The sequence below is a fragment of the Streptomyces sp. 2A115 genome (assembly GCF_052245575.1).
In the GTDB taxonomy this organism is placed as follows: domain Bacteria; phylum Actinomycetota; class Actinomycetes; order Streptomycetales; family Streptomycetaceae; genus Streptomyces.
Genome location: NZ_JBQQCG010000024.1, coordinates 47786 through 70956, shown reverse-complemented (window position 1 = coordinate 70956; position 23171 = coordinate 47786). Strand labels below are relative to the sequence as shown.

Here is a 23171-nt window from a genome sequence, read left to right as displayed (position 1 = left end):
TTGACCGCCACCGAGGCCACCGAGCACGACAGAACCGGGGAGGCCGCCATAGCCGCAGGCGCCGAGCCGCAGCCCGCGCCGGGTGCCACCCCGCCGCGCAACCCGCTGGTCGCCCGCGCCGCCGCCGAACTCGTCGGCACGGCGCTGCTGGTGGCGGTCGTGGTCGGCTCCGGCATCCAGGCCACGGAACTGACGAAGGACGTCGGCCTGCAGCTGCTGGCCAACTCCACGGCCACCGTCTTCGGCCTCGGCATCCTGATCCTCCTGCTCGGCCCGGTCTCCGGCGCGCACTTCAACCCGGTCGTCACCCTGGCCGAGTGGTGGACGGCGCGGCGCGGGGGCGCCGGGGTGACCCTGCGCGAGGTGGCGGTGTACGTGCCCGCGCAGATCGTCGGCGCGATCGCGGGCGCCATCCTGGCGGACGCGATGTTCGGCAAGCCGCTGGTGGAGTGGTCCACGCACGACCGCTCGGCGGGCCACCTGCTGCTGGGCGAGGTCGTCGCCACGGCCGGCCTGATCCTGCTGATCTTCGGCCTGGCCCGCACCGACCAGCTGCGCTTCGCCCCCGTGGCCGTCGCCTCCTACATCGGCGCGGCGTACTGGTTCACCTCGTCGACGTCCTTCGCCAACCCGGCGGTGTCCATCGGCCGCGCCTTCACCGACACCTTCGCGGGCATCGCGCCGGGTTCGCTCCTGGGCTTCATCGGCATGCAACTCGTCGGCGGTGTGATCGGTTTGGCCCTCGTGGCTCTCATCTTCATGCGCGGACGATCGGCCGAATGAGCCGCAGGACGCAGGTGGTGGTGATCGGCGGCGGCCAGTCCGGGCTCGCCGCCGGCTACCACCTGCGCCGCCTCGGCCTCGACTTCGTCGTCCTCGACGCCCAGACCACACCGGGCGGCGCCTGGCAGCACACCTGGGACTCACTGCGCCTGTTCTCCCCGGCCGCGTACTCCTCGCTGCCCGGCCGCCTCATGCCGGCGCAGTCCGGCGAGACCTACCCCGACGCGCAGCACGTGGTGGAGTACCTCACCGACTACGAGAAGCGCCACGAGTTCCCCGTTGAGCGGCCGGTACGCGTTCTGGGCGTCCACCGGGACGGTGTGCTCCTGCGGGTGGAGACCGACTCCGGCACCTGGCACGCCCGCGCCGTGATCAGCGCGACCGGCTCCTGGTTGCGGCCTTTCCTCCCTGCTGTCCCCGGCCGAGCGGTCTTCGAGGGCCGCCAGCTGCACACGGTGGAGTACCGCAGTCCCGCCGACTTCGCAGGCCAATGCGTGATCGTGGTGGGCGGCGGCAACTCCGGCGCACAGATCGCCGCCGACCTTGCGCCCAGTACGGACCTGACATGGGTGACCCAGCGTCCGCCGCGTTTCCTGGCTGACGACATCGACGGGCGTGCTCTGTTCGACGTGGCTACCTCTCGCCGCCGCGCCCTCGACGAAGGACGCACGGACGCGGGCGGGGTCACCTCGCTCGGGGACATCGTCGCCGTTCCTCCCGTACGCGAGGCCCGCGACCGTGGCCTGCTCGCCAGGCGCCCGATGTTCACCCGGCTCAACTCCGGAGGTGTCGAGTGGGCCGACGGCACCCGGGCCGAGGCCGATGCGATCATCTGGTGCACCGGGTTCCGGCCCGCTCTGTCCCACCTGGCCCCGCTCCAACTGCGCGGCCGACGCGGCCACATCGCCACGTCGGGCACCCGCGCGCTTAGCGAGCCGCGCCTGCACCTGCTCGGCTACGGCGACTGGACCGGCCCCGCCTCCGCCACCCTCATCGGCGTCGGACGGCCAGCGCGCGAGACCGCCCGCGAGATCGCCGAACGGCTCGGGTAGGGCCCGGCTGGCTGAGGCCCTTCGGTGCAGGACGGGCCTCAGGTCAGGCAGCGGCCGGGGCTATGGTCAGCAGCTTGCCCATCGCGGCCAGCACCGACGGCTCCACCCGGTAGTACACCCAGGTGCCGCGCCGCTCAGAGGTGAGCAGGCCGGCCTCCTTGAGCTTCTTCAGATGGTGGGAGACCGTCGGCTGGGAGACGCCCACGTCGGAGATGTCGCACACGCACGCCTCGCCGCCCTCGTGCGAGGCCACGGCGGAGAACAGCCGCAGCCGCACCGGATCACCCAGCGCCTTGAACATCCGCGCAGCCGTCTCGGCCTCCACCGCGGTGAAGGGGCGTTCCGTCAGCGGCGGGCAGCACGGCGCCGCAGCCTCGCTGGCGGCGACATCCAGCAGCGGCAGCACCTTGGCGTTCGACATGCATCTATGTTGACATACGTCGAACCAGCGGGCGAGGGCCGGACCACCTCAGGTACGGGCGAGGTAGGCGGCGATGTGCCGGGCGGCCCGGGCGGCGTCACGCCCAACGCCGCGCAGGGAGTTCGACGACAGGCTGCGCTGCCACTCCAGCCCGACGTATGCCAGCCCCGGATGCGTCAGCGACATCCCCTCACGGTGGCGAGGGTGCCCGGTGGCGTCGAGGGCGCCGAGCGGGGCGAGGTAGCCCAGGTCAGGGCGGTAGCCGGTAGCCAGTACGATCGCGTCCACGTCCTCCGTGCTGCCGTCGGCCCAGGTGACCTTCGTGCCGTCGATGCCGGTGAACACCGGGCGCCGGTCCGGCCGCCCAGAGGTGATGGCGGCCCGGTAGCGGCCGTCGTCGATGACCAGCTGGGTCGGCGGCGTAGAAAGGAAGCGGCCGACGGGCAGCATGTCGAGGCCGGTGCGGGCCAGCCACCAGTGCAGGTCCCGGCCCAGGGTTCGCTGGCGGGCGAACCGCACCGGATGCCGCGCCGCGAGCGTCACCCGCGCCCGCCCGGCGAGCTCGGCGGCAATCTGCGCCGCGGAGTTCCCGGCCCCCACGACCACGATCCGCTGCCCGTCGAACGGCTCGGGCGTGCGGTAGTCGGCGGCGTGCAGCAGGGTTCCGGCGTAGGTCGCCAGCCCCGGAAGGTCCGGCCGGTACGGGCGGCCGAAGGTACCGGTCGCCGCGATCACGGCGCGCGCCGTGAGCCGCCCGCCGCCCTCCAGGCCCAGCATGAACGCGCCGTCGTCGGGGTGGACGTCGCGTACCCGGGTCCGGGTGCAGATCTCGGCGTCCAGCCGGTCGGCGCAGTGCAGCAGATAGGCGACGACCTCGTCGCGGTGCGGGTAGCGGTCTGGGTCGCCGCCGAACCGCAGGCCGGATAGCGAGCTGTACCGGGCCGGCGAGAAGAGGGTGAGGCTGTCGTAATAGCGCGGCCACGACCCTGCCGCCTGCTCGGACGCCTCCAGCACCACCGGCTGAAGCGCCTGCCTGCGAAGAGCGTGCGCGGCGGCCAGCCCGGACTGGCCACCCCCGATCACCGCGACGTCGACGTGTCCCACGATCCCAACCCCCTGGATTTGATGAATGTCTATGTTGACGCTCATCAATACAGGTGTCATGCTGGGCCGCGCAAGCCATCGACGAATGTCGAAGCAAAGGGGAATCTCGTGAACGCGCCCACCACCGACCAGCTGCCCGTCGTGGTCGTCGGAGCCGGCCCGATCGGCCTGGCCGCCGCAGCCCGCCTCGTCGAGCGCGGCCTCGAACCGCTCGTCCTGGAGTCCGGGCCGTCCGCCGGCACCGCCGTACGGGCCTGGGCGCACGTGCGGCTGTTCTCCCCCTGGGCCGAGGTCACCGACCCGGCCGCGGAGAAGCTCCTCGCCCCCACCGGCTGGGTCCGCCCCGACGGCACCGCCTACCCCACCGGCGGCGACTGGGCCGAGCAGTACCTCCAGCCGCTCGCCGACGTCCTCGGCGACACGGTCCGCTACGGCGCCACGGTGACCGGCGTCGCCCGCGCGGGCCGGGACCGCATCGTCGACTCCGGCCGCGACGAGCAGCCCTTCACCGTCCACATCCAGTCCGCGGACGGCCGCGAGGAGCTTCTTGCCGCCCGCGCCGTCATCGACGCCTCCGGCACCTGGTCCACCCCCAGCCCGATGGGCGCCGACGGCCTGCCCGCCCTCGGCGAGAAGACGGCCGCCGAGCGCATCTCCTACCAGGTCCCCGACCTGGGCGACCCGGCCGTACGCGCCCGGTACGCGGGCAAGCGCACCGCTGTGGTCGGCTCGGGTGCCTCCGCCTTCACCGCCCTCGCCTACCTCGCCGATCTCGCCAAGGGGGAGGACGGGACCCACGCCGCGTGGATTCTGCGCCGCGGCATCGGCGCGAGCACGTACGGCGGCGGCGAGGCGGACGAGCTGCCCGCGCGCGGCGCGCTGGGCCTGCGCGCCAAGGCGGCCGTCGAGGCCGGACACGCGAGCGCGGTCACCGGTTTCCGCACCCAGTCCGTCGAACGGGAGGGCGACCGACTCGTCCTCGTTGCCGAGGACGGCCGCCGCCTGGACCCGGTCGACGAGGTCATCGTCCTGACCGGCTTCCGCCCCGACCTGTCCTTCCTCTCCGAGGTCCGCCTCGGGCTCGACGAGCGCCTTCAGGCCCCGACCGCCCTGGCCCCGCTGATCGACCCGAACGTCCACTCCTGCGGCACCGTCTACCCGCACGGCGTGAACGAGCTCTCCCACCCGGAGCAGGGCGTCTACCTGGTCGGAATGAAGTCCTACGGCCGCGCCCCCACGTTCCTCGCCATGACCGGCTACGAGCAGGTCCGCTCTATTACCGCGGCGCTCGCCGGGGACCGCGAGGCCGCCGAGCGTGTCGAGCTGACCCTGCCGGAGACCGGAGTCTGTGGCGGCGCGGGCCTGTTCGACGACCCCGACGCCGCCCAGAGCAGTGAGGGCGGAGGCTGCTGCGCCGCCCCGGCCACCCTGCAGATCGGCATCGGCGCCCCTGCAACCGCGTCCGGCGGCTGCTGAACTCCTCACCTTTCCCAGGAGGTTCGCCATGTCCCGCGTACAGCTCGCCCTCCGCGTCCCCGACCTCAACGCCTCAGTCGCCTTCTACACGAAGCTGTTCGGCACCGAGCCCGCCAAACTCCGCGACGGCTACGCCAACTTCGCCATCGCCGAACCCCCGCTCAAGCTCGTCCTCATCGAAGGAACGGCGGACGAGGCGACCCGCATGGACCACCTCGGCGTCGAGGTCGAGACGACCGAGGCCGTGCACGCCGCCACCGCCCGCCTGGGCGAGGCCGGCCTGACCACCGACGTGGAGAACGACACCACCTGTTGCTACGCCCTCCAGGACAAGGTCTGGGTCCACGGCCCCGGCCAGGAACCCTGGGAGGTCTACGTCGTCAAGGCCGACGCCAACTCCCTCGCCAAGCAGCAGGGAAGCACCTGCTGCGCTGACCCGGTCGAGGCCGACACCAGCTCGAAGGAACCGGCCGTCGCGGGCGGCTGCTGCTGATCCGCCGATGACCGACCTCCACACCAGCGAGGCCGTGACCGGAACGGGCGACCGGTCACGGCCTCGCGCCGCCCTACCCGCCCTGTGCGCCACCCAGATCACCAGCTGGGGCATCGTCTACTACGCCTTCCCGGTCCTGAACCCCCAGATCACCGCTGCCACCCGGTGGCCAGTCGGGGCGACCACAGCAGCGTTCTCCGCCGCCCTGCTCGTCTCAGCCCTTGCCGGAATCCGCGTCGGCCGCATCATTGACCGCCACGGCCCGCGCACCGTGATGACCGCCGGCTCCCTCCTCGGCGTCCTCAGCATCCTCATAGTGGCAGCCGCGCCCAATCTGCCCGTCTTCGCCGCAGGTTGGATGCTCGCGGGAGGAGCGATGGCCGCCACCTTCTACCAGCCAGCTTTCGCCGCACTCACCCGCTGGTTCGCCCCCAACCACGTCCGCGCGCTCACCATCGTCACCCTCGCCGGGGGCCTGGCCTCCACCGTCTTCGCCCCCGCCACCGCAGCCCTCGCCGACCACCTGTCGTGGCGCGCGACATACGCCGTCCTCGCCCTGGTCCTCGCCGTCGTCACCATCCCCGCCCACGCCCTCGCGCTCAGAGGGCCCTGGCCCGCCGCGCCCCCTGCCCCGGCGCACGCCGACGGCGGAGCGAGAACGGTCAGCCACAGCCGCCCGTTCCTGATACTCGCCTGCGCCCTGACTCTTTCCGCGTTCAGCGTGTACGCGGTCGTCGTCGCCCTGGTCCCGCTCCTGCTCGAACGCGGCTTCACCACCAGCGAGGCCGCATGGGCCCTCGGCCTCGGCGGTGCCGGACAGACTCTCGGCCGCACCCTGTACGCCACCCTCGCCCGGCGCACGGGAGTAACCGGACGCACGACTACGCTCCTCGCGCTCGGTGGCATCACGACCGCCGCACTCGCGATCGCTCCCGGTCCATACGCCCTGCTGATCGCCCTCGCCGTCGCGGCCGGAATGGTTCGCGGCAACCTCACCCTGCTACAGGCCACCGCCATCACCGACCGATGGGGCACCACCCACTACGGCCACCTCTCCGGACTCCTCGCAGCTCCGGCGACCGCCGCCTCAGCCCTCGCCCCATTCGCCGGTGCCACCCTGGCCCCACCCCTCGGCGGATACCCACACCTATTCACCCTGCTCGCACTCCTCTCCGCCGTCGCCGCCCTCATCGCCGCCGCAGCCACAACGCCGAAGCAATAGGCGATCAGGTTCCAGGTCACGGGGTCCCGGATTTCTCGAACCCGGGCGCCTTTGCCTTCGAGGGGCTGGAGATCGCAGGCGCCGGCGAGCCGCGAAGGCGCTCGGCTACACGTGTTTGATCACGTACACGCAGGAGGGCGAGAGCGGCGCCAGCCTGCGCGCAGCCGGCTGGACGGTGGTTGCACAACGTCGCCCAAGGCCCGGCTGGAACTGTGCAAGTCGCCCCGACGGCGCAGGGCACGGAGAACATGGCGCGCACCCCATGGGAGGCGCAGCCTGTCGACGCGACGTAAGCCGCGACCTCCGTCCACTCTCCCCGCCTCGCCCCGGGCGCGCCCACCAGGACCGTGAACGACGCGGTCCGGCGCCCGGGGCAGGCGAGGAGACCAGTGCTGTGAAGGCACGACGGCGAACCGGCCCCACCGACGTGGTGAAGGCGATCGTCCATGACCGCGACGGCGGTGTGTGCGTGCGCTGCGGAACGCGGCACCACCTGACAATCCACCACCGCGTGAACCGCGGCATGGGCGGCGCCCGCAAGGAGTGGATCAACCAGGCCCACAACCTGCTGCTCGTCTGCACCGTGTGCAACGGCTGGTTCGAGGACAACCCGCGGGAGTCGTACGAGCGCGGGTGGAAGGTGCGCCGGCCGGAGCTCCCCGGCGAGGTCCTGGTGGTGTACGCCGATGGCCGCGAGTACCGGCTCACCCCGGACGGCGTCCGCTCCACGAGCGTGGCGGCCACCCGATGAAGCGCCGACGCCGCGCCCACGGCCGCACGTCGACGGGATTCGGGCCGGGATGGATCGCCACCGTTTTCGAGGGGCTCCTCGACGGGCTGCTCGACTTTCTGTTCTCGTGGGGGCGTCGATGAAGCGACGTCTTCAGTGCCCAGCCCGGCCGACCGGCTACACCGAGAACCGGTGGCAGTGCCAGCGCATCACCCAGCACCAGGGCCCTCACAAGGCGTCGTACTCCAAGAAGTCGAGGTCACACGTCTCGTGGAAGGACGAGGACAGCGTTTTCGAGCACGAGATCCTCCCCGGCACCGTCCGCTACCGCCCGCCGATCTGGACCACCTCGAGGGCGCTCCGCATCCTCGAGTGGGCCGTGTACCTGTGGCTCACCGCGGGACTTTGGCGGTACCTCTCGCCGGGCGCGGCCGCTGGCTTCTTCGTCGCGCTGCTGCTGTTGTCCGTCCGGCGCACGCACTTCCTGGACTTCGGCCGGTTCACCGTCGGCGTGTGGCGCATACCGCCGACGTCACCGGCGCCGATTGTCGGCATCGGTTGGATGCTGCACGGCAAGGACCGGACCGGTCCGAAGGCCGGCCTCGACATGGTGATCGGCCGCGTGGGCATGGGTGCGTTCGCCTTGATGCGGCGCGAGGAGTGGGCCGAGTTCAAACGCGACAAGGGCAAGGGCCTCGCCGGGAAGGTGGATTGGCGCTCATGAGTCCGCGCGTCACGCTGCAGCGCCGCATTCGCTCCCCGCGGTGCCTCTGCCTGGGCCCGTTCATGCTGTGGGCTGTACGGATCCCGCAGGGCCCGGGGATCGGCTTTGGGCGGATCGCAGCCACCGACACCCCCTGTAACCCAGCTCCCGGGCAGCGCTATGTGCGCGACGCGCACGGCCCTGTCGTGGTTGTGGCCGGCTTCGCGTTCGCCGCGCTCCGCTGCAGGTCAGTGCCCGTAACGTCACAGCATCCCTGACACCGGCATTTACCTTGGTGTACTGTTCTCGCCGTTGTGGCGGCACGGGTTTACCCGGGTCTCCGCACGCCGGCGCAAGACCGCGCCTCAGTCGGACGGAGAATAGCGACCATGCCCAAGGCTGGGATCACGTACGGCCCACGCATCCAGGCCCCGGACTATGCCCAGATCGACGAGACCGCCGAGCAGGAGGTCCTCAAGGGCCTCGGCCTCCGGCGGCCCGAGGACCTGGTCGCCGCCCGCCCCGACGGCTTGCTCGTGAAGGCCTGGGGGATCGTCGAGCAGGCCGACGCGGAGCTCGGCGCGTACCTGGACGAGCGGGACCGGGCACTCGCACACCTGTGGTTCTACGAGCCGCGCCTCGGCCTGGCCCGCACCGCAGGCCTGTCGACCATGGGGTACCGCGGTGCCATCGCCCGTGTGGTGTACGGGGACAAGAAGCACCCGCTGCCGGAAGTGCAGTCCAACGAGGTGCTCGCCAAGCTTGGCAAGGAACTGCGCGTCAAGCACGTCAAGGACGCCGAGAAGAAGCTCCTCGAGGTGGCCCCGATCGTGTACGCCGCGCGGGCCCGCCGCGAGCTCGCCGTGCGCTTCATGCAGGAGGCGGTGTTCGCCCTGTCGCAGGAGCCTTACGGTTGGACGCCCGAGCGGATCGCCGAACACGTCGGCGTGCACCGGGATTTGATCTACAAGCAGCGGGCTGCGGCCCGGAAGCGCCACGGGCTGTAAGGCACAGCCCGACTGGCAATGACCGGCCCCAGTTCCATCAGGGGCCGGTCTTTTTGTTGCCCCACCGCTGGTCAGACCGGGGACGGGTTTTCGGTCTCCGGTCACCGGAGACGGGTTTCCGGTCGCCGGTTTACGGGTCGCCGGAGTTCCGGCTTCCGGAGAACTGGGCCCCTTTAGTAACAAGATCAAGTACCGCCATTAAGTAGGTTCCGATGCCTTCGCTTCGCTCAGGCATCGGCGCGTATTGGTGATCGCTAAGCGTCGAGCGGGATCCGGCTTCGCAGCATCGGCAGGGGGGTGTCACAGATTTCGGCCGCTGTCGTTCCCTCGGGCATGACAACGCGATCTTCCATGCCCAGGCGCACGATGCTGCCGCCGAACCTGACCCGCCACCTCTATGAGACCCGGCGCCTGATCGCTGAGAGCGAGGGCCGCGAGCTTCCGCCCTGGTTCCGGCTCACTGCGGACGAGCGGGCCGCCGTCGAGGGGGACATGGAGGTCTTCGGCCGGGCGATATCCCGGGCTGAGGAGGAACAGGACATCGTCGCCGCCTACAACGCCTCCGCCGCTGAACAGCCCCAGCCCATCGGCGAGTCCACGGCGCCGGCGGCTGGGAGGTGTGGCTGCCCCGGCTGCTCCACCGTCACCGCACTGATCGAGCTCATCCGGCAGGCCCGGCGCCTCGAGGCCACCCTCGGTTGGGATACCGACAGCAGCGGCAAGGAGTCCAGCGTGTTCGCGTTCACCTCCCCAGCTCTGAGTGCCGAGGACCTCACCCGAGTGCGGAAGGCCGCCCGAGAGGCCATCGGCAAGTGGGGCGCCGCGGGTAAGCCGTTCGAGGAGATCAGGCCCGAGACCGTGTGGCCGTTCGAGGTCACCCCTCCGACGCCTCTCTCGCTCGACTACCTCCGGCGCCTCCAGGAGCAACTCCTGCGTACCCGGTATCGGCCCAGTTTCCCGCTGCTGATCACGGACGTCTGGACTACGCGGCCGCCGACCGCGGACAAGGCGTAACAGAATCCGGCGCCTGACGTACTACATGGTGCGGCTGGCTTTCTGACCCCGATCTCCCCCGGGTAGAGCACTCCAGCCACGCACCCCCCTGAGACCGGGGGCGCCCTTGCTCCACCTCCCCGGAGCAGGGTCGCCCCCGGTAAGACTTCCGGCACACACCGCCAATCCCGTTCCCCGGGTGGCGCCTCCTGATGGGTAGTGCCGGATTTCGCGGCTTGGCCGATGGTCTGGGCATGGACCGTTCGGCCAGGCCGCGACACTAGCTCCTCGCGGGCCGCACCTTTCCCGGCATGTCCCGCACGCAGCCCTCGTCCCGCCTTCGCGTGGCCCCCTCGCGCCAGGAGCTGCACCGCGCCCGTAAGCCGGGCGTCATCTCCCGCGACGCCTCCAATGTCGCCGACATCCTGCTCCGCGCCCCGGTTGCCGCCCGGCGCCACGCCTTCAAGCACGACATCAGCGCCCGCGAGCGCTCGTACGTCATGCGGGAGGTCGAGCGGGTCACCGGCTCCCTGTACGGCCTGTGGCGGGACAGCCCTTCGGGCTTCGTGGAGGACGTCCTCGGCGAGTCCATATGGAGCTTGCAGCGGGACGTCCTGGACGCGCTCGTCGACCACAAGCGCGTCGCCGTCCCGGCTGGCTTCGGCGTAGGGAAGACGCACCTCGCCGCGCGTGCCGCCGTGTGGTTCGTCAACGTCTACCCGGTCGGCACCGCGCTGTGCATCACCACCGCGACCCGCTTCCGCCAGGTGCAACGGCAGCTCTGGCCCCACATCCGCAAGGTGGTCCCCCGCGCAGGTCTGCCCGGCTCCTGCGACACGGTCCAGTACAAGATGCCCACCCCCCAGGGGCACGACTTCGTCGCCGCGTACGGCTTCTCGGCGCCAGCGAACGACGAAGCGGCCATGCAGGGCATCCACATGGCCCACATCCTGCTGATCGTCGACGAGGCCGGCGGTATCGCGCCGACCATTGGTCACGGCACGAACAACCTCCTGACCGGCGGACACGCTGCGATGTTGGCGATCGGCAACCCCTCCATGGATGACCCGGCGAGCTGGTTCGAGGAACTGTGCATCGAGGGCGACGACCCGGACGAGCCGACCACCGTCACCATTCCGATCTCCTCCCTCACCTCCCCGGCGATCACGGGCGAGCGGGTGCCGTACTGCACGGACTGCCCGCCCAACCCGAACGACATGCACACCCTGAGCCGGCACATGCCGGACCAAGACTGGGTCGACCGCACGATCCGCGCCTACGGCCCCGATCACCCGTACGTCGTCGCCAAGGTCTACGCGAAGTTCCCGAAGGGAGGCGGAGGCCTCGTCATCCCGCCCACCTGGATCGAGGACGCCATCAACGCCGAAGACCCCACCGGGCCCGGCTGGCACCGACTTTGCGACCTCGGCCTGGACGACGAGACCGCCACCCACACCGTGAAGGAAGGTGCCTGGGTCCGCTTGGGGGTCGACGTCGCCGCCGACGGTGGCGACGAATTCGCCATCGCCCGTTCCATAGGTGACGTCATCGAGAACCGGCACGCGAGCGCCGGCGCCGCCAACGACAATCAGGTCAAGGTCGCGGAGAAAGTCCTCGAGGAGATCCACGCAGCGCAGCGTCTCGCGGACGCCCTGCGCTCCCCGCACCCCGTCCGCGTCAAGGTCGACAAGAACGGCATCGGCCACGGCGTGGTGTCCATGCTCGAACGCTGGGGCGAGAACGGACGGCACAAGGCGCAGATTGTCGGCGTGATGGTGTCCGAGAATCCCACCCAGGACGACCCGGGCGCCGTCATGCGGCCCTACCGCAAGCGTGACGAGATGTGGCTCGCCACCCGCAGCCTGTTGCAACCGGACCCGTCCACCGGCCATGGTCGTTTGCGCTACCGGGTCGACAAGAAGTCGGCGGCGCAACTCTCCACGCCGAAGCTCCTGTCGAACGCCGGTGGCTACTCCGTCGTCGAGTCGAAGAAGCAGATGAAGGGGCGCGGCATGAAGTCCCCCGACCGTGCCGAGGCGATCCTCCTAGCACTGTACGAGCCCGAGCCGATCAACCAGCCGCGCCGTCGCGGACTGCTCAACTAGTCGGTCCACGTGACGGGAATGGTGGGCCTCCAAGATCAGCCCCGAGACGGCATCTGACAGTATCCAGGGCGCTGGTACGGTCCTCGCATGGACGTCGCCCAGACCCAAGTCCTCGCAGTGCCTCTCACGGACACCGAGCAGAACCAGGTGCAGATCGCCGCGGCGGCCGCGGGTAAGTCCGTCGACGACTTCCTGCGAGACGCGATCCTCAGCGCGGCGTTCGACCCGTTCTTCATCGCCCTGGAAAAGGCCGCCGACACCATCGCCGGCCACGCCGACCGAATCCAGCATGACTACGCCAGCGGCTGACCGCACGTGAAAGACCCCGGTACCGACGGGGGATGCGGTACCGGGGCTTACGACCACCCTATTCGACGACGCCGCCCGTGTTGGGACTCCTCGAAAACCAGGGTTCCTCTCACCCAGGCACGGCTATGCGTGGAGCCTGAACGGGCAGGCGGCCCCGTCGCATCTGTTCACGCCAGACAAGGCCGCGGGGCCGACGGATGAAGCTCCGTCGGCCCCGCGGTACGGGTGGGATCAGGCCATCGGGTACGAACCGGTGACGGTGATGATCTCGGCATTGGTGGCACCCTCGGCGTCACCGTAGAGGTGCTCGGTGTTCAGCACCGCAGCGCCGTTCGTGTTGCTGGTGACGCGCATGCGGTCGATCTTCGTGCCGTCCGATCCGGCGTAGATGACCGCCTCACCGGTCCAGACGCCGTTGTCGGCGTCGCGGCCGTCGAGGCTGAGCTGGAACGTGTAGCGAACGCCAGCCGCGGCCGGTACCGGCAGGGTCAGGCCGAAGCCGGCGCTGGAGGCCGACACGGTCTCCTTCTTCGCGTTGATCTGCGCGGTGAACGTGCAGACACCGTTCGCGTTGACGTACCTGCCCATGCTGGTCGTGCCGTCGACGCCGGCAACGTTGGTGAGCTTCGGGGCCCAAGAGGTGGCAGTCATGAGCAATTCCTTCTGTTCGGAAAGCTGCCCCAGGTGAGGCAGCCGCCGAACAGTGCTCGACGCGCCCCGTTAACGTCGCGTCTTCACGCTGAAGCGCCCTGAACTGTGGGCTCGGAGGTACTCAGCTGTGTCCAGTCAACTGTCTGCTGTGGGAGGGGGACGCCAGTGAGTGGATCGCTGGTGTGGTGATGGGGGCGTGGTAGTGACGCTTAATGCCCCACGACCTCACGGAAGTCGTGGTTCTGTTACTCCAAGCGCCACCGTCCAGCATTGGGGCGGGGCGGCGGTCAGGGTCAGGCGTGGGGAGAGGTCAGAGGTGAACGAGGAGAGGTTCGGCGAGATGGCGGGCCAGCTCGCCCGGGCCAGCTTGGATTCGTGGCGCGCGGGAAACCGAGCCTTCGCGGTGCTGCATTGCGGCATCGGGTGCGAACACATTCTCAAGGCTCTCTTGTGCCGCCACGACCCGCTTCTCATCTCAGAGAAGGGCGACCGGGCCCACCGCTTCCATACCCTCGGATTCGGAAACGCTCCAGGGGTCAAGCCGCTGGCCGAGGCTCGAACCATCGGCATCACGGAAGCGTTCAGGGACGCGACGGTCTTCATGGACGGACGTATGCCCCTCGACGAGCGCGACTTTCACCCGGTCGCTGTATCACGCAACGGCGTTGCTCATTACGCGCACCACAGCGAAGGGTCTGCGGCCGACGTCGTCAAACTCGGTCTCCAGGTCATCGAAGCCGTACGCGCCGAACTGTGCCTCGACCCCTCCACCTTCTGGGGCGAGTACCAGTCCGTCTTCACGAACCTGGACAAGGTCGCCGATCTGCCGAGCCAGAAGGGCCAGAGCGACCGGCCGGCCATCGAAAGAGCGACCGAGCAGCTAGCGCTTCGCCAGGCCCAGATGGTCTTCCGCGAACTCACCACAGCCGCCCAGACGGCTCAGTCGGTCAGCTCATGGTGGGCTGAGGTGCGGCACGCCGACGTCCAGGAAACTGTAGCCCGCACGACCTTGATCGCCGCCCTGCTCACCGCCCTCGACTCCGCTGGGTACCGGATACGGGACGCTGCGAGCGAGCTTCTCGTCGCCTACGACGTAGTCCCCTACACCTTCCCGCTCGAAGCTCCGCCCAGCCCTTCCGAGATCGAGCAGCGGGCGCGGACCGCAGTGATGGTCAAGGTTGTACTCGCATCGAGCGTGGGCCCCGCCATCCGTCGTGTTCACAACGACATCCCTGCCTTGTCCATCGCGCCGATCCTGGCTGAAGTCAGCGCTTCAGGGCGTCTACTGGAAGACCGATTGGCGAAATCCGGCACACGCCGCTGGTGGCATAACTGCCCGGCCTGCGGCTACAGCGGCAACGTATACGGTGACCTGGAGCCCAGGGGCTGCTCCTGCAAGCAGGAGTGGGACACCTGCCCCCACGACGACCGGAACGAGGGGGTGGGAAGTATCGAGTCGTTCTGCTGTCCGTTCTGTGGGCTACTCCTCAATCACAGCGCGGAGTTGGCGGAGGCCGGCGTCGCGCCCGAGACGGCAGTACCCTCGGACGCGTCCCCGGCGAGTGGATGACATAGAACCACCGTCTTGCGCCAGCACGGCCTGCAAAGATCCGCCGGACAGACCCTAGCTGGAAGGTGGCGGGACGTTCTCGATGGCGGGGGTGCCAGCTACTCGGTCAGCGCCCCTCCATGAGGATGTGGAGATCAGGGCCATGACTCCGATTGCCGCAGCGGACCTCGTCAGCTGGATCGTGCGAGGTGGCCGTCGGGCCGTGGGGCGGGTTCTGCTCTTGCCGCTGCAACGCGGCCGACCTTGCGGTATTGCAGGGCCTGTAAAGACGTTGCCATCCGTTACGCTCATGGGTCTAGCTTTCACGGATCACGTCCAGGGGGATTCTTGATCAGCGACGCTCAACTCATCCTGGGTTTTTCTCGGCACCTGACCGCTTACTCGGTGTCGGCTGTGCACGCTGAACTGGAGACGTTGCGGTTTGCCGGGCAGGTCTACGAGATGGCCTGGCGGCTGCGTAACGCCCAAGTTTCGTCGGTCGAGCGAGTACGGGCCATCGGCATCGAAGCCAAGATCGGACCGTTGGATCTTGAGCGGTTTGTGCTGCCTACGATGGAAGAGCTGGGCTGGGTTCAGTGCGACCGGCGACCCGATGGGGGGCTGGTCAGCGTGGCGGCCTTCGTTCCGCCGAATGCCGAGCTGTTGGGTGCAACAGATCGGCTGCTGGGCATGCTGCTTGCCACGCCGACGCAGCGCGCCGCGCTGGAGATCATGCGGGCGACCTCAATCCAGCCGCTGGAGCGCCATGCGGCTCTGCAGGCAGGCTCTGGGCACGGGGATGAGTCTGCCGAGCGGGCGTTGGGCTGCTTGATCACCGTCAACCTCGTGCGCGAGGTGCAGAGTGAGGACGGCCGCGCGGTGGTCTTCAATCCGAACATCTGGGTCGGTGACGCCGAGGTGGTGACGGCCGCGCTGCGCACTGAGGACGCGCGCGTGCAGCGAGAGGTCGGTGCGCTGATTGAGGAGGTCATGGCCTCGCCCGGTATTCCGGAGGAGCACGTCAAGAGCACCGAACAGCGGTGGATCGACTTCGCTGTCAGTGCCGGGTTGGTCGAGCGGTCCCAGGTCCTCGCCACCAGCGACAAGAAACTCCTCTTTACACCACACCTGCATCGAGACCCGTTCGGTACCGATCCCCGCGACCCATCCGGCCACATCCGTCAGCTCGTCGGCAGCATGATCTACGCATCGACGTTCGCGTCCTGGAAGCTCAATAGCCCAGGCGCGTTCCTGCACGTCCTCATCCGCGACGGCGAAGCCGGCGGCCACGAGCGCATCGCGGAGGACTACGCGATGCTCGAAACCGCTGGAACCATCGAAGTCGTAGGCGACGGCCGCCATGCCCGGATGCGCCTGCTGCAGGCCGACGTCGCGGAGCAAGCGCTCGCGATCCTCGACGCGCGCGGGAACACCGCTGGCGGCGAGAACACGACTTTTGCCGGGATCGGCGAGCAACGCTCGTACAACCACCTGGAACGCGAGCGCGCCCAGGTCGCCACCGCGGTCGTATTGGACGACGCCGACTCGCGGCGGTTCATGTCAGCACTGCGCGACACGACGGCCCGGAGGAACTTCTAGTGGCGGCCACCCAGACGAACCGCACCCGTCCCGAGGACCCAGGCGCGGACCTGGAGCGGCGGGTGGGACGCCTCGAGTTCGCTGAGGGCGCCCTAGCTCGCCTGCGGGTCCCGTTGCGGGTAGCCGCCGACCGAGGGCGCGAAATCCTCACCGACCTTGACGTGCTCGCGGTCGACATCGACGGCCGGCTGCGGACGAGCCTGTCGGTTTTGGAATGCAAGACCACCAAGGGACAGTCAGGCGAGCCGGATCGGCTGTTGTGGCTCTCCGGACTGCAGCGCCTGACCGGCACCCAACGAGCCGTCCTCGTTCGCCAAACCATCACCCGCCGGGGCCGGACCATCGCCCAGGCGCTGGATCTGCAGATCATGGACATGCAGACCCTCGCCTCCAGGGAGGAGGGCCACGCCTGGGTACCCGAACGATTCGCCCACATCCAGGGCATGGGCTGTGAACAGGCGGAACGTCGCACTGACACCCAGCTCAAGGGACTCAAGCACATCCCCGGCGGACTGGTGGCGTTTCTGCGTGCCGATAGCCTGCTGGCCGACTCGCCCGAATGTCTTAACGCGCTGGTCGCGCTGAACTCCGCCACACGCCAGGGCGTCGTCCCGAATCCGACCTCACAGATCCTGGCCAGCCACGCCCTGATCGCGCTGCTGCTGGCCGCGATCCGCGACGCCTCCCGCCTGGATGTCGTACCCGCCAGCGACCTGAAGGAACGGGTCGCCCGCGCAGTCACCCTCGGCGATCCCGACAACAGCGAGATCCTGGCAATCCTCAGCCAGGCAGACGAACTCGTCCAACACCAAGTCCGGCGTATCCACGACAGCTACACCAGGGGCGGCGCCACCCGGCAGGACATCGCCGTCGCCAGCCTCAAATCCATTGTCGCCGAACCACCCGAGTGGCTTGACCGCTACATCGACCTGGTCACCAAGCTGCGAGCCAACCCCGCGATCGCGCGGGACCTCGTCCAGACCGCCGAACTGGCTTGCTTCGATGCGCGCTGCGGCGACCACGCATACACCGAGGCCGCTTTCGACCATCTGTTCACCCCTGAACACAGATACCTCTTGGTGACGGCCATCAAGGTGCTGCGCGACATCGTCGGCGACCAGCTCGCCGACACAATCGGAGAATTCGACGACCTGGACTTCCGCCGGGCCGCGCCGACCATCCCCGACCGGTCCACCGTGCAGGTTGAGCGCTCCACCCCCAAGCTCGCGCACGAGGCGCGCCCCGCCGAGTAGCGTCGTACCGGCAAAAGTTGCTCGGCCTGTCCCTGGCCTTGGCATCGGTGCCCGGCCTGGCCGAAGCCGCAGCGTCATCGAGGACTCGGCACATGTTGGAACTCGCGGCACCTTTCTGCCGGAAGTGATGGACGTTCTCCTCTCGGTCACTGCAGGCGGACCTAACAGCAAAGAATCCCGGCCAGTGGTGCATGACCTCGATCACACCCCCCGTGGCCAGCGAACGCCGCAGGGGCCCCTGCGACGCGTACGGGATCAACTCCCCGGCTGGCTAACCCGGTTGGCCCAGGAGCCACTACGCGACGGGGTTGTCGTCGAGCCAGTCCGACAGGTCGTGGGCGGAGCCGAGGACGTCGGGCCGGTTCGTCCCGATGGCCGTCGCCCCCTTGTCATCCCCCACCGCGATGCCTTCCTCCATCGTGTCGATCAGGGCGTACGCCTCCGACCAAAACTCCGCCCCCGTGCCCTTGTCCGCGTTCGCCGCCTTCCGCAGATCGCGTGCAGGCTTCATCAGCGCCTGCATCTGCTCCCAGCACGTCCCCGGCGCCTTCTCCAGGCAGCCGCCGTCCTCGTCGAACTTCGTCACCGCGGCCTGGAAGGTGGTGGTCGCTTCCGTCACGCTCAACGCCTCCGCCTTCGCGGCCGGCTTCGTCGTGTCCTCGTCGTTCGAGCTGCTGCAGCCGCTCGCCGCCACCGTCGCGGCAGCCAGGACCAGCGTGCCGACCGTCTTCCCCCAGATATGTCTCCCCATGACGGGGGATCATCGCACGAGCCTCCGACACGGACACGACAAGGGCCCCAGCCGGTCGGCCAAGGCCCTCCCTCCGCGAACCCCCTTGCTCGGCTTACGACTTGTTCACTACGGCGCGTCCTCGAAGTGGCCGTGGCCCAGGTGCTCCTTGCAGTTCCGGCACCGCAACGAGTCCGGGAGCCGGGGGTGTTCCTCCACGGCCGTCGGCCCGCACGTCGGGCAGTTCAGCCGGATGAGCTGGATCGGGCGCTCGAGGAGCGGCACGGTCGGGGAGTCGTGCGGTGTCGCCGCGTGCGCCTTGTCGGTCCAGCAGATCCGGGCACCCTCACGGTCGGGCGCGGACTGGTGCCAACCGCCGGGGTTCTCGGAGAACGCCCCGCCCTCCGGCCGCTTCTCCTCGTCGTAGTGCCCGGCCGGCTGGGCGCAGCGCACGACGCCTGCGAGAGAGTGCAGGGCGGTAGCGGTGCACGTGGTGCACTCCGGGCAGGGCACGGGCTTCGGCTCTCCGTAGTACGGATTCCACTGATTGAAGTCGGGGACGATCTTCCGTCCACGGCACCTCTTGCACGGCGAATCGGGCGCGGCTGGCGGGAACGAGACCTCGAGCTTCACCAGGTCCTGGTGCCGGTCAGACGGGCCGATCGCGTCGACCTGGCAATGCAGCGTCAGCGTGTGCCAGCCCTCGAGCGGCAGCGTGGACGGCAACTCGCCCCCGAGCAGCTTGGACAGCTCCTCGGGGGCGAGTTCCTGGTTCCCTGGACGAGTCACGCAACGTCACCCCAGTAGCCGGGCAGCGGTATGACTTCGATGCCTTCCTGTTCCGACAGGCGGTTCACGCTCGGGTCGGCGCTCCACACGGTGAGGTTGCCGAACTGGCGGTAGACGGCACGCAGTTGTTCCCGCTTCACCACGGCGCCGGGCCGGTAGTCGCCGCGGCCCCTCATCAGGACCATGGTCGCGGGCACGCCGTTCCTCCCCAGCCACGTGGCCACGAGCTGCTCCAGGCGCCGGTCCCCGCCCGTCATGACAAGGACGACTTTCCCGTTCTCGTATGCCCACCGGGCCGCGTTCACGACCTCGCGGTTGGGCGGGCAGCCGAGGCTCGCCCGGTGGAACCGGGAGGCGTCGTTCGCCAGGGCGTGTATGCGGGAGACGTCGATGAGACCGCCCTCGAGGTCGAACGCGACCGCTTCGCGTGGGGCCCCTTCGTTGTAGACGCGGATGATCTCGAGCGCCTTGGCGCTGCATGGTTGACATTTCCCCTTGTGGCCGCATATCGCCGCGGCGAGGGCGTCGGCGGCGCCCTCGGCGGCGATGGTCAGCAGGGCGCGGGCCTGGTGGCGGTGGCGGTCGCAGTCCTGTGTTTTCCCAGGTCTGGAGTTCTCGCCACACGCGATCAGGGCAATGCGCTGTTCCAGAGCTGTGATGTCGGAAGCCGTGTTAGCGACAGCGGCAAGGGTGGGGCTCATCGGTTGCAGTCCTTCGGGGCGCGCGACTTGTGGTGGGCGATGGTCTGGAGGTCGCTGCCGACCTGCTCGTACGCGGTCATCTCCTGGCACGCGGTGCACCGGCGCGCGAGGAACACCCGCAGAGGCGCGATCTGGGACGAGGGGTGTCCCTGGGTCCCACGGAGCATCTCGCCGTGCGCGGGGTCGCCGCACCACTCACACGAGGGGTCGTAGTGAGTGATGACCGGGATCGGCCCCCACGGCAACGACCACTTGATCGGGCGTCGCGCGTGTTCGGTCGGTAGAGGTGCCTCGCCGTACGTCACCGGGTCCGGGACGGCCCAAGGACGGCGGCCGCGGTGGTCTGGATCGGGTTGCGGCAGTTCCTCGGCGATCCCGGCAGGGACTGGCCGCGGCTGCTCGGGCTCCGGCTCCCCGCGCAGCGAGCGCAGGCAGGTCGGGCAGACGCTTGCCTCGGTGACGGGCCCGTCCCACGGCCGTACGCCTGGCGCCCGTTCGGCGTCCGGCTCGCACTCCAGGGGCACGGTGAACACCGGCATCGCGGGGGCCATGACGCCTTCCGTCGCGATGTGCAGCAGAGGACGGCCCGCGGCGCGGACGACGAGGCGGCCGAACCACTGGGTCGCGGCCGGGACCTCAACGGCTAGAGCGGTCAAGACCGTTCACCTTGCTCGGCCAGGTGGAGGACGCCGGCGATGTTGGCCCACATGTTCGCCATGGCGACGGCCTTGTCGCGGGTCCGCTCGTAGGACTCGGCCCGCTCGTACCAGTCGACGGAGTTGCCCAGTCCGCCGCGCTGGGACGCCCACTGGTCGCCCTTCTGGCGGCGGTCCCGCGCGGTCTTGTCGGCGTTTTCAGCGGACGTCGCCCAGGAGACGGCTCTTGTTGCGGCCTGCGCCGATGTGGTGATTGCCGTCATCGGGCACGGCCCACGAGGAGCGGCACCAGGCCGGGCGACTTCGGACTCTGCAGGTACAGGCTTCGGCGGGCAGCGTGCACGTTGCGCCGAGCGAGGCAGAGCACGCCGGCCGGGACGTGGCACTCCGGGCACGGCACCGAGTAGGCACCGTGCTGAAACCGGGCCGCGGTCTCGTGTGCAGCGTCGTGCGCGGCGTCCGCGGCCGGGGACGAGATGATGGCGGAGGGGAGGGATATCACGCGCGGCCGCCCTGGTCGGGCGTGATGGGGAGCATGTGGGGGCGCGAGCCTTCCGCCGGGAACTCGTGGCTGCGGTCGAGCCAGAATTCCCACTGCCCGCTGTTGAGGTTGGGCCTCTTGAGCCGGGAGTAGAAGGCGGTGCCGTGCTCCAAGGTCTCGCTGTCGCCGTGGACGATCGGCAGTTCCAGGGTCAGCGGCGGGCCCGGCAGCGTGTCGGGGGCCTGGCTTGTCTTCGGGCCCCACAGTGCGAGCGCGATGCCCCGATGCGGGCCCTCGACGATGTTGACCTCGTGCAGGTCCGCCGGAACGCCCATGACCGCCTCGTGGGAGATGTCGCGCAGGGCACGGGCCCAGTCATGGACATCCCGAGCCGTCGGCGTCGGCGCGTAGCCAAGAAGACTCCGCAGCGCGGCGATTGCCGAGAGGAGCTCCGAGTACGCAGCGACCGGGAAGCCGTCTTTCCACTGGTCCCTCAGCAAGGAACACGCCGCCTTGTCGACGGCCTCGGCGAGGTGAAGGTCGACGACATCGCGGGCGAGCTCGGTGCCATTGAGCGCGTACGCGTTGATGACCTTGTCCACCAGGTGGGCACGGTCCCAGGTCGGCGCAACGGGCATGCCGCGGTTGTCGTACCACTGCAGGGACACGGGCCGTGGGGTGCTCATGGAGGGGCATCTCCTGTTGCTGGGGGCGAGAGCGGGCCAGCCCTCATGACATGTACGTCGGGGCCTCGATTCCTGTTACGTTTTCAGCGTTTCCACTGGTCAGCAGGTCCGTAAGTTCAAAAACGACAGGTGGCATCCGAGCGAATTCAGAGTCCACGGGCTCACCCATGACGGGCCGAGCAGATACTCGTGGCCGTCGTCCGGCAGCAAATGTCAGAGGCGGGACTGCTTCAGGGTGGAAGTCACCAGGCCATCGACGTACGCCTCACCGGTCGGCTCCCTCATCCTTGGAACATGCAGCCGGTTGGCAGGCCACGGGGTGCAGCTCATGGTGTACGGCGGCGCGCTCCACGCCCAGCAGGCTCTGGCATCGCAGGGTAGTTGGGAGTTAGGCAGCGCGGAGCTGAGCTCATTTAGCAGGGCTGCGCCTCGAACTCGACGTAGTTCCTGCCGGTTGTGATTGAGAAAGCACCCACGGGCTGCGAAGCTGTATCCCTCAAAGGGAGGGGACGCCACATGGCAGCGACTAAGTCAGTAGTTTTCGATCGGGAGAAAGATTGCCTCGTATTGGCAGATGGCACGTCTCGCCGCGGGCTTGATACCGATGACTTCCTCGTCCACTCCGAAGACCTCAAGGGAATGCGTGCCGCTGACTTGAAAGCGGCTTTGAGGCGCGGGCGGGACGGAGCAAACGTCACGGTTGACGTCACTCACGACGATGCAGTCGATGAGGAATATTCCGTCCGGGACCAGGTTTCATTCACTCTCTCTACAGGTCTTTTGACGGTCAATATCTCATTTGCAACCGATGAGTACGATACCGATGAAGCTGCGACCACCGCAATTTCCCCCTTGTTGAGCCCATATCTGAAACGCCACCGCGCCTCGCTTGTCAGCATAGAAATGAACGCAAATTACTATCACCCCCTTATCTGGGATATCGAAATCTCCTGTTCGCCCCGCGGGCGCGACATGGCCGCCCTCTTCCAGGTGGGCGAGGGCGCCCTTGCACTCCTAGAGGCATTTGAGAGCGGAGAGCTAACCCGCGAGACCACCCTGGACCTTCTGCGTTCCGGCAATGCCCAGGTCTTGATCGGCCAGGAAGAAGGGCCATGGCTCGACGTCAAGAGTGCCCACTACGACCTCAGGTCGCCCGGAGGAAAGATCTCCATCGCGCAGGCTGTCGCCCGCTTCGCTAATGCCGAACACGGCGGCATAGTCGTGGTAGGGATGCGCGGTAAGAAGGTTCCCGGCGGAGAGATTATTAGCGCCATCTGTCCAGTACCGATGGATGGCCGAATGCTACGTAATTACCAGACGGCGATCGAGCAGCACTTGTACCCGCCGCCGGACTATCTCGACATCGAGACGGTGCCAGTTGAAGAAGGGAACTTGGTGGTTCTCCACATCCCTCCACAGCCCGAGGAGCACAAGCCGTTTCTTGTTCATGGCGCGATAATGGATGGGAAAGTCGAAGGCGCCTTCATTAGCATCGTGCGCCGGCGCGGCGAGTCATCTATCCCAATTACAGCTCCAGCCGTTCATGCGACCTTGGCGGCTGGCCGTGCTCTTCTCCGAAGAGGGGAACTACCCCAGGACGACGAGTGACCAATACCGCCGGGCATGGTGCGGTGCCGGGGGAAGTCGGGGTTTCGGCGCGCCTTCGAGCCGTGGTCGA

25 protein-coding genes and 1 pseudogene are annotated in these 23171 nt (G+C 68.7%); 16 read left to right on the top strand and 10 right to left on the bottom strand.

What is annotated here, in order from left to right; genetic code table 11:
• Positions 1–783: an aquaporin gene (locus ACTWQR_RS22095; protein WP_443228846.1), complete on the top strand. Its 783-nt coding sequence runs from the start codon at positions 1–3 to the stop codon at positions 781–783.
• Complete coding sequence (locus tag ACTWQR_RS22090) at positions 780–1835, top strand: ArsO family NAD(P)H-dependent flavin-containing monooxygenase (RefSeq protein WP_443228845.1); 1056 nt, start codon at positions 780–782, stop codon at positions 1833–1835. Before ACTWQR_RS22095 ends, ACTWQR_RS22090 begins: the two co-directional genes overlap by 4 nt.
• A gap of 43 nt (positions 1836–1878) precedes the next feature.
• On the opposite strand, the gene ACTWQR_RS22085 is transcribed toward ACTWQR_RS22090, so the two are convergent.
• Both ACTWQR_RS22085 and ACTWQR_RS22080 read right to left on the bottom strand, forming a co-directional pair.
• Complete coding sequence (locus ACTWQR_RS22085; RefSeq protein WP_443228844.1) at positions 1879–2256, bottom strand: ArsR/SmtB family transcription factor; 378 nt, start codon at positions 2254–2256, stop codon at positions 1879–1881.
• A gap of 48 nt (positions 2257–2304) precedes the next feature.
• On the bottom strand, positions 2305–3360 hold the full coding sequence (locus ACTWQR_RS22080) for a flavin-containing monooxygenase (protein WP_443228843.1): 1056 nt from the start codon (positions 3358–3360) through the stop codon (positions 2305–2307).
• Positions 3361–3468: 108 nt separating this feature from the next.
• On the opposite strand from ACTWQR_RS22080, the gene ACTWQR_RS22075 reads away from it, so the two are divergent.
• The 10 genes and pseudogenes from ACTWQR_RS22075 to ACTWQR_RS22030 all read left to right on the top strand — a co-directional run bounded on the left by ACTWQR_RS22075 (position 3469) and on the right by ACTWQR_RS22030 (position 12398).
• On the top strand, positions 3469–4836 hold the full coding sequence (locus tag ACTWQR_RS22075; RefSeq protein ID WP_443228842.1) for an NAD(P)-binding domain-containing protein: 1368 nt from the start codon (positions 3469–3471) through the stop codon (positions 4834–4836).
• Between the two features lie 28 nt (positions 4837–4864).
• Positions 4865–5329, top strand: a complete 465-nt coding sequence (locus ACTWQR_RS22070; protein ID WP_443228841.1) for an ArsI/CadI family heavy metal resistance metalloenzyme — start codon at positions 4865–4867, stop codon at positions 5327–5329.
• Between the two features lie 7 nt (positions 5330–5336).
• On the top strand, positions 5337–6551 hold the full coding sequence (locus ACTWQR_RS22065; protein WP_443228840.1) for an MFS transporter: 1215 nt from the start codon (positions 5337–5339) through the stop codon (positions 6549–6551).
• Positions 6439–6732, top strand: a pseudogene (locus tag ACTWQR_RS22060) (hypothetical protein); the annotation flags it as partial. The gene ACTWQR_RS22065 and the pseudogene ACTWQR_RS22060, both read left to right, overlap by 113 nt.
• A gap of 213 nt (positions 6733–6945) precedes the next feature.
• The gene (locus ACTWQR_RS22055) at positions 6946–7302 is read left to right on the top strand and encodes an HNH endonuclease (protein WP_443228915.1); all 357 of its coding nucleotides are present in this window, start codon (positions 6946–6948) and stop codon (positions 7300–7302) included.
• Positions 7303–7420: 118 nt separating this feature from the next.
• Positions 7421–8005, top strand: coding sequence for a hypothetical protein (locus ACTWQR_RS22050; protein ID WP_443228839.1), 585 nt, complete (start codon positions 7421–7423; stop codon positions 8003–8005).
• 368 nt (positions 8006–8373) lie between these two features.
• Complete coding sequence (locus ACTWQR_RS22045) at positions 8374–8991, top strand: hypothetical protein (protein ID WP_443228838.1); 618 nt, start codon at positions 8374–8376, stop codon at positions 8989–8991.
• A 351-nt stretch (positions 8992–9342) separates the two neighbouring features.
• Positions 9343–10005, top strand: coding sequence for a hypothetical protein (locus ACTWQR_RS22040; RefSeq protein WP_443228837.1), 663 nt, complete (start codon positions 9343–9345; stop codon positions 10003–10005).
• A gap of 290 nt (positions 10006–10295) precedes the next feature.
• Entirely contained in the window at positions 10296–12089 is a 1794-nt protein-coding gene (locus ACTWQR_RS22035) for a hypothetical protein (protein ID WP_443228836.1), read from the top strand.
• Positions 12090–12176: 87 nt separating this feature from the next.
• Positions 12177–12398 carry a hypothetical protein gene (locus ACTWQR_RS22030; RefSeq protein ID WP_443228835.1) on the top strand — a complete coding sequence of 74 codons (222 nt, stop codon included), beginning with the start codon at positions 12177–12179 and terminating at the stop codon, positions 12396–12398.
• Between the two features lie 231 nt (positions 12399–12629).
• Here the strand turns inward: ACTWQR_RS22030 and ACTWQR_RS22025 are convergent, their stop codons facing one another.
• A complete protein-coding gene (locus tag ACTWQR_RS22025; protein ID WP_443228834.1) occupies positions 12630–13049 on the bottom strand; it encodes a hypothetical protein in 420 nt (139 codons plus the stop codon).
• Positions 13050–13389: 340 nt separating this feature from the next.
• Between ACTWQR_RS22025 and ACTWQR_RS22020 the strand changes: the two genes are divergently transcribed.
• The 3 genes from ACTWQR_RS22020 to ACTWQR_RS22010 all read left to right on the top strand — a co-directional run bounded on the left by ACTWQR_RS22020 (position 13390) and on the right by ACTWQR_RS22010 (position 17450).
• Positions 13390–14619: a hypothetical protein gene (locus ACTWQR_RS22020; protein ID WP_443228833.1), complete on the top strand. Its 1230-nt coding sequence runs from the start codon at positions 13390–13392 to the stop codon at positions 14617–14619.
• Between the two features lie 327 nt (positions 14620–14946).
• Entirely contained in the window at positions 14947–16197 is a 1251-nt protein-coding gene (locus tag ACTWQR_RS22015) for a hypothetical protein (protein ID WP_443228832.1), read from the top strand.
• Positions 16197–17450 carry a hypothetical protein gene (locus ACTWQR_RS22010; protein ID WP_443228831.1) on the top strand — a complete coding sequence of 418 codons (1254 nt, stop codon included), beginning with the start codon at positions 16197–16199 and terminating at the stop codon, positions 17448–17450. The genes ACTWQR_RS22015 and ACTWQR_RS22010 overlap by 1 nt, the downstream gene beginning before the upstream one ends.
• A gap of 295 nt (positions 17451–17745) precedes the next feature.
• Here the strand turns inward: ACTWQR_RS22010 and ACTWQR_RS22005 are convergent, their stop codons facing one another.
• From ACTWQR_RS22005 to ACTWQR_RS21975, 7 genes are all read right to left on the bottom strand, one after another.
• A complete protein-coding gene (locus ACTWQR_RS22005; RefSeq protein WP_443228830.1) occupies positions 17746–18201 on the bottom strand; it encodes a hypothetical protein in 456 nt (151 codons plus the stop codon).
• A 108-nt stretch (positions 18202–18309) separates the two neighbouring features.
• Positions 18310–18969, bottom strand: a complete 660-nt coding sequence (locus ACTWQR_RS22000; RefSeq protein WP_443228829.1) for a hypothetical protein — start codon at positions 18967–18969, stop codon at positions 18310–18312.
• Complete coding sequence (locus ACTWQR_RS21995) at positions 18966–19670, bottom strand: hypothetical protein (RefSeq protein ID WP_443228828.1); 705 nt, start codon at positions 19668–19670, stop codon at positions 18966–18968. Before ACTWQR_RS21995 ends, ACTWQR_RS22000 begins: the two co-directional genes overlap by 4 nt.
• Complete coding sequence (locus ACTWQR_RS21990) at positions 19667–20326, bottom strand: hypothetical protein (protein ID WP_443228827.1); 660 nt, start codon at positions 20324–20326, stop codon at positions 19667–19669. Before ACTWQR_RS21990 ends, ACTWQR_RS21995 begins: the two co-directional genes overlap by 4 nt.
• Positions 20323–20589 (bottom strand): hypothetical protein, encoded by a 267-nt coding sequence (locus ACTWQR_RS21985; RefSeq protein WP_443228826.1) that lies wholly within the window; start codon positions 20587–20589, stop codon positions 20323–20325. The genes ACTWQR_RS21990 and ACTWQR_RS21985 overlap by 4 nt, the downstream gene beginning before the upstream one ends.
• On the bottom strand, positions 20586–20828 hold the full coding sequence (locus ACTWQR_RS21980) for a zinc finger domain-containing protein (RefSeq protein WP_443228825.1): 243 nt from the start codon (positions 20826–20828) through the stop codon (positions 20586–20588). The genes ACTWQR_RS21985 and ACTWQR_RS21980 overlap by 4 nt, the downstream gene beginning before the upstream one ends.
• Positions 20825–21493, bottom strand: coding sequence for a hypothetical protein (locus ACTWQR_RS21975; RefSeq protein WP_443228824.1), 669 nt, complete (start codon positions 21491–21493; stop codon positions 20825–20827). Before ACTWQR_RS21975 ends, ACTWQR_RS21980 begins: the two co-directional genes overlap by 4 nt.
• 516 nt (positions 21494–22009) lie before the next feature.
• On the opposite strand from ACTWQR_RS21975, the gene ACTWQR_RS21970 reads away from it, so the two are divergent.
• Positions 22010–23101 carry an ATP-binding protein gene (locus tag ACTWQR_RS21970; RefSeq protein ID WP_443228823.1) on the top strand — a complete coding sequence of 364 codons (1092 nt, stop codon included), beginning with the start codon at positions 22010–22012 and terminating at the stop codon, positions 23099–23101.
• Positions 23102–23171 lie beyond the last annotated feature (70 nt).

What these genes read in the sequence shown, in the direction of transcription:
- ACTWQR_RS22025 (WP_443228834.1), bottom strand. Translation starts at nt 13,049, where the DNA reads ATGACTGCCACCTCTTGGGCCCCGAAGCTCACCAACGTTGCCGGCGTC.
- ACTWQR_RS22065 (WP_443228840.1), top strand. Translation starts at nt 5,337, where the DNA reads ATGACCGACCTCCACACCAGCGAGGCCGTGACCGGAACGGGCGACCGG.
- ACTWQR_RS22085 (WP_443228844.1), bottom strand. Translation starts at nt 2,256, where the DNA reads ATGTCGAACGCCAAGGTGCTGCCGCTGCTGGATGTCGCCGCCAGCGAG.
- ACTWQR_RS21995 (WP_443228828.1), bottom strand. Translation starts at nt 19,670, where the DNA reads ATGAGCCCCACCCTTGCCGCTGTCGCTAACACGGCTTCCGACATCACA.
- ACTWQR_RS22030 (WP_443228835.1), top strand. Translation starts at nt 12,177, where the DNA reads ATGGACGTCGCCCAGACCCAAGTCCTCGCAGTGCCTCTCACGGACACC.
- ACTWQR_RS22005 (WP_443228830.1), bottom strand. Translation starts at nt 18,201, where the DNA reads ATGGGGAGACATATCTGGGGGAAGACGGTCGGCACGCTGGTCCTGGCT.
- ACTWQR_RS22045 (WP_443228838.1), top strand. Translation starts at nt 8,374, where the DNA reads ATGCCCAAGGCTGGGATCACGTACGGCCCACGCATCCAGGCCCCGGAC.
- ACTWQR_RS22050 (WP_443228839.1), top strand. Translation starts at nt 7,421, where the DNA reads ATGAAGCGACGTCTTCAGTGCCCAGCCCGGCCGACCGGCTACACCGAG.
- ACTWQR_RS21975 (WP_443228824.1), bottom strand. Translation starts at nt 21,493, where the DNA reads ATGAGCACCCCACGGCCCGTGTCCCTGCAGTGGTACGACAACCGCGGC.
- ACTWQR_RS22035 (WP_443228836.1), top strand. Translation starts at nt 10,296, where the DNA reads ATGTCCCGCACGCAGCCCTCGTCCCGCCTTCGCGTGGCCCCCTCGCGC.
- ACTWQR_RS22040 (WP_443228837.1), top strand. Translation starts at nt 9,343, where the DNA reads ATGCCCAGGCGCACGATGCTGCCGCCGAACCTGACCCGCCACCTCTAT.
- ACTWQR_RS22020 (WP_443228833.1), top strand. Translation starts at nt 13,390, where the DNA reads ATGGCGGGCCAGCTCGCCCGGGCCAGCTTGGATTCGTGGCGCGCGGGA.
- ACTWQR_RS22070 (WP_443228841.1), top strand. Translation starts at nt 4,865, where the DNA reads ATGTCCCGCGTACAGCTCGCCCTCCGCGTCCCCGACCTCAACGCCTCA.
- ACTWQR_RS22090 (WP_443228845.1), top strand. Translation starts at nt 780, where the DNA reads ATGAGCCGCAGGACGCAGGTGGTGGTGATCGGCGGCGGCCAGTCCGGG.
- ACTWQR_RS21985 (WP_443228826.1), bottom strand. Translation starts at nt 20,589, where the DNA reads ATGACGGCAATCACCACATCGGCGCAGGCCGCAACAAGAGCCGTCTCC.
- ACTWQR_RS21970 (WP_443228823.1), top strand. Translation starts at nt 22,010, where the DNA reads ATGGCAGCGACTAAGTCAGTAGTTTTCGATCGGGAGAAAGATTGCCTC.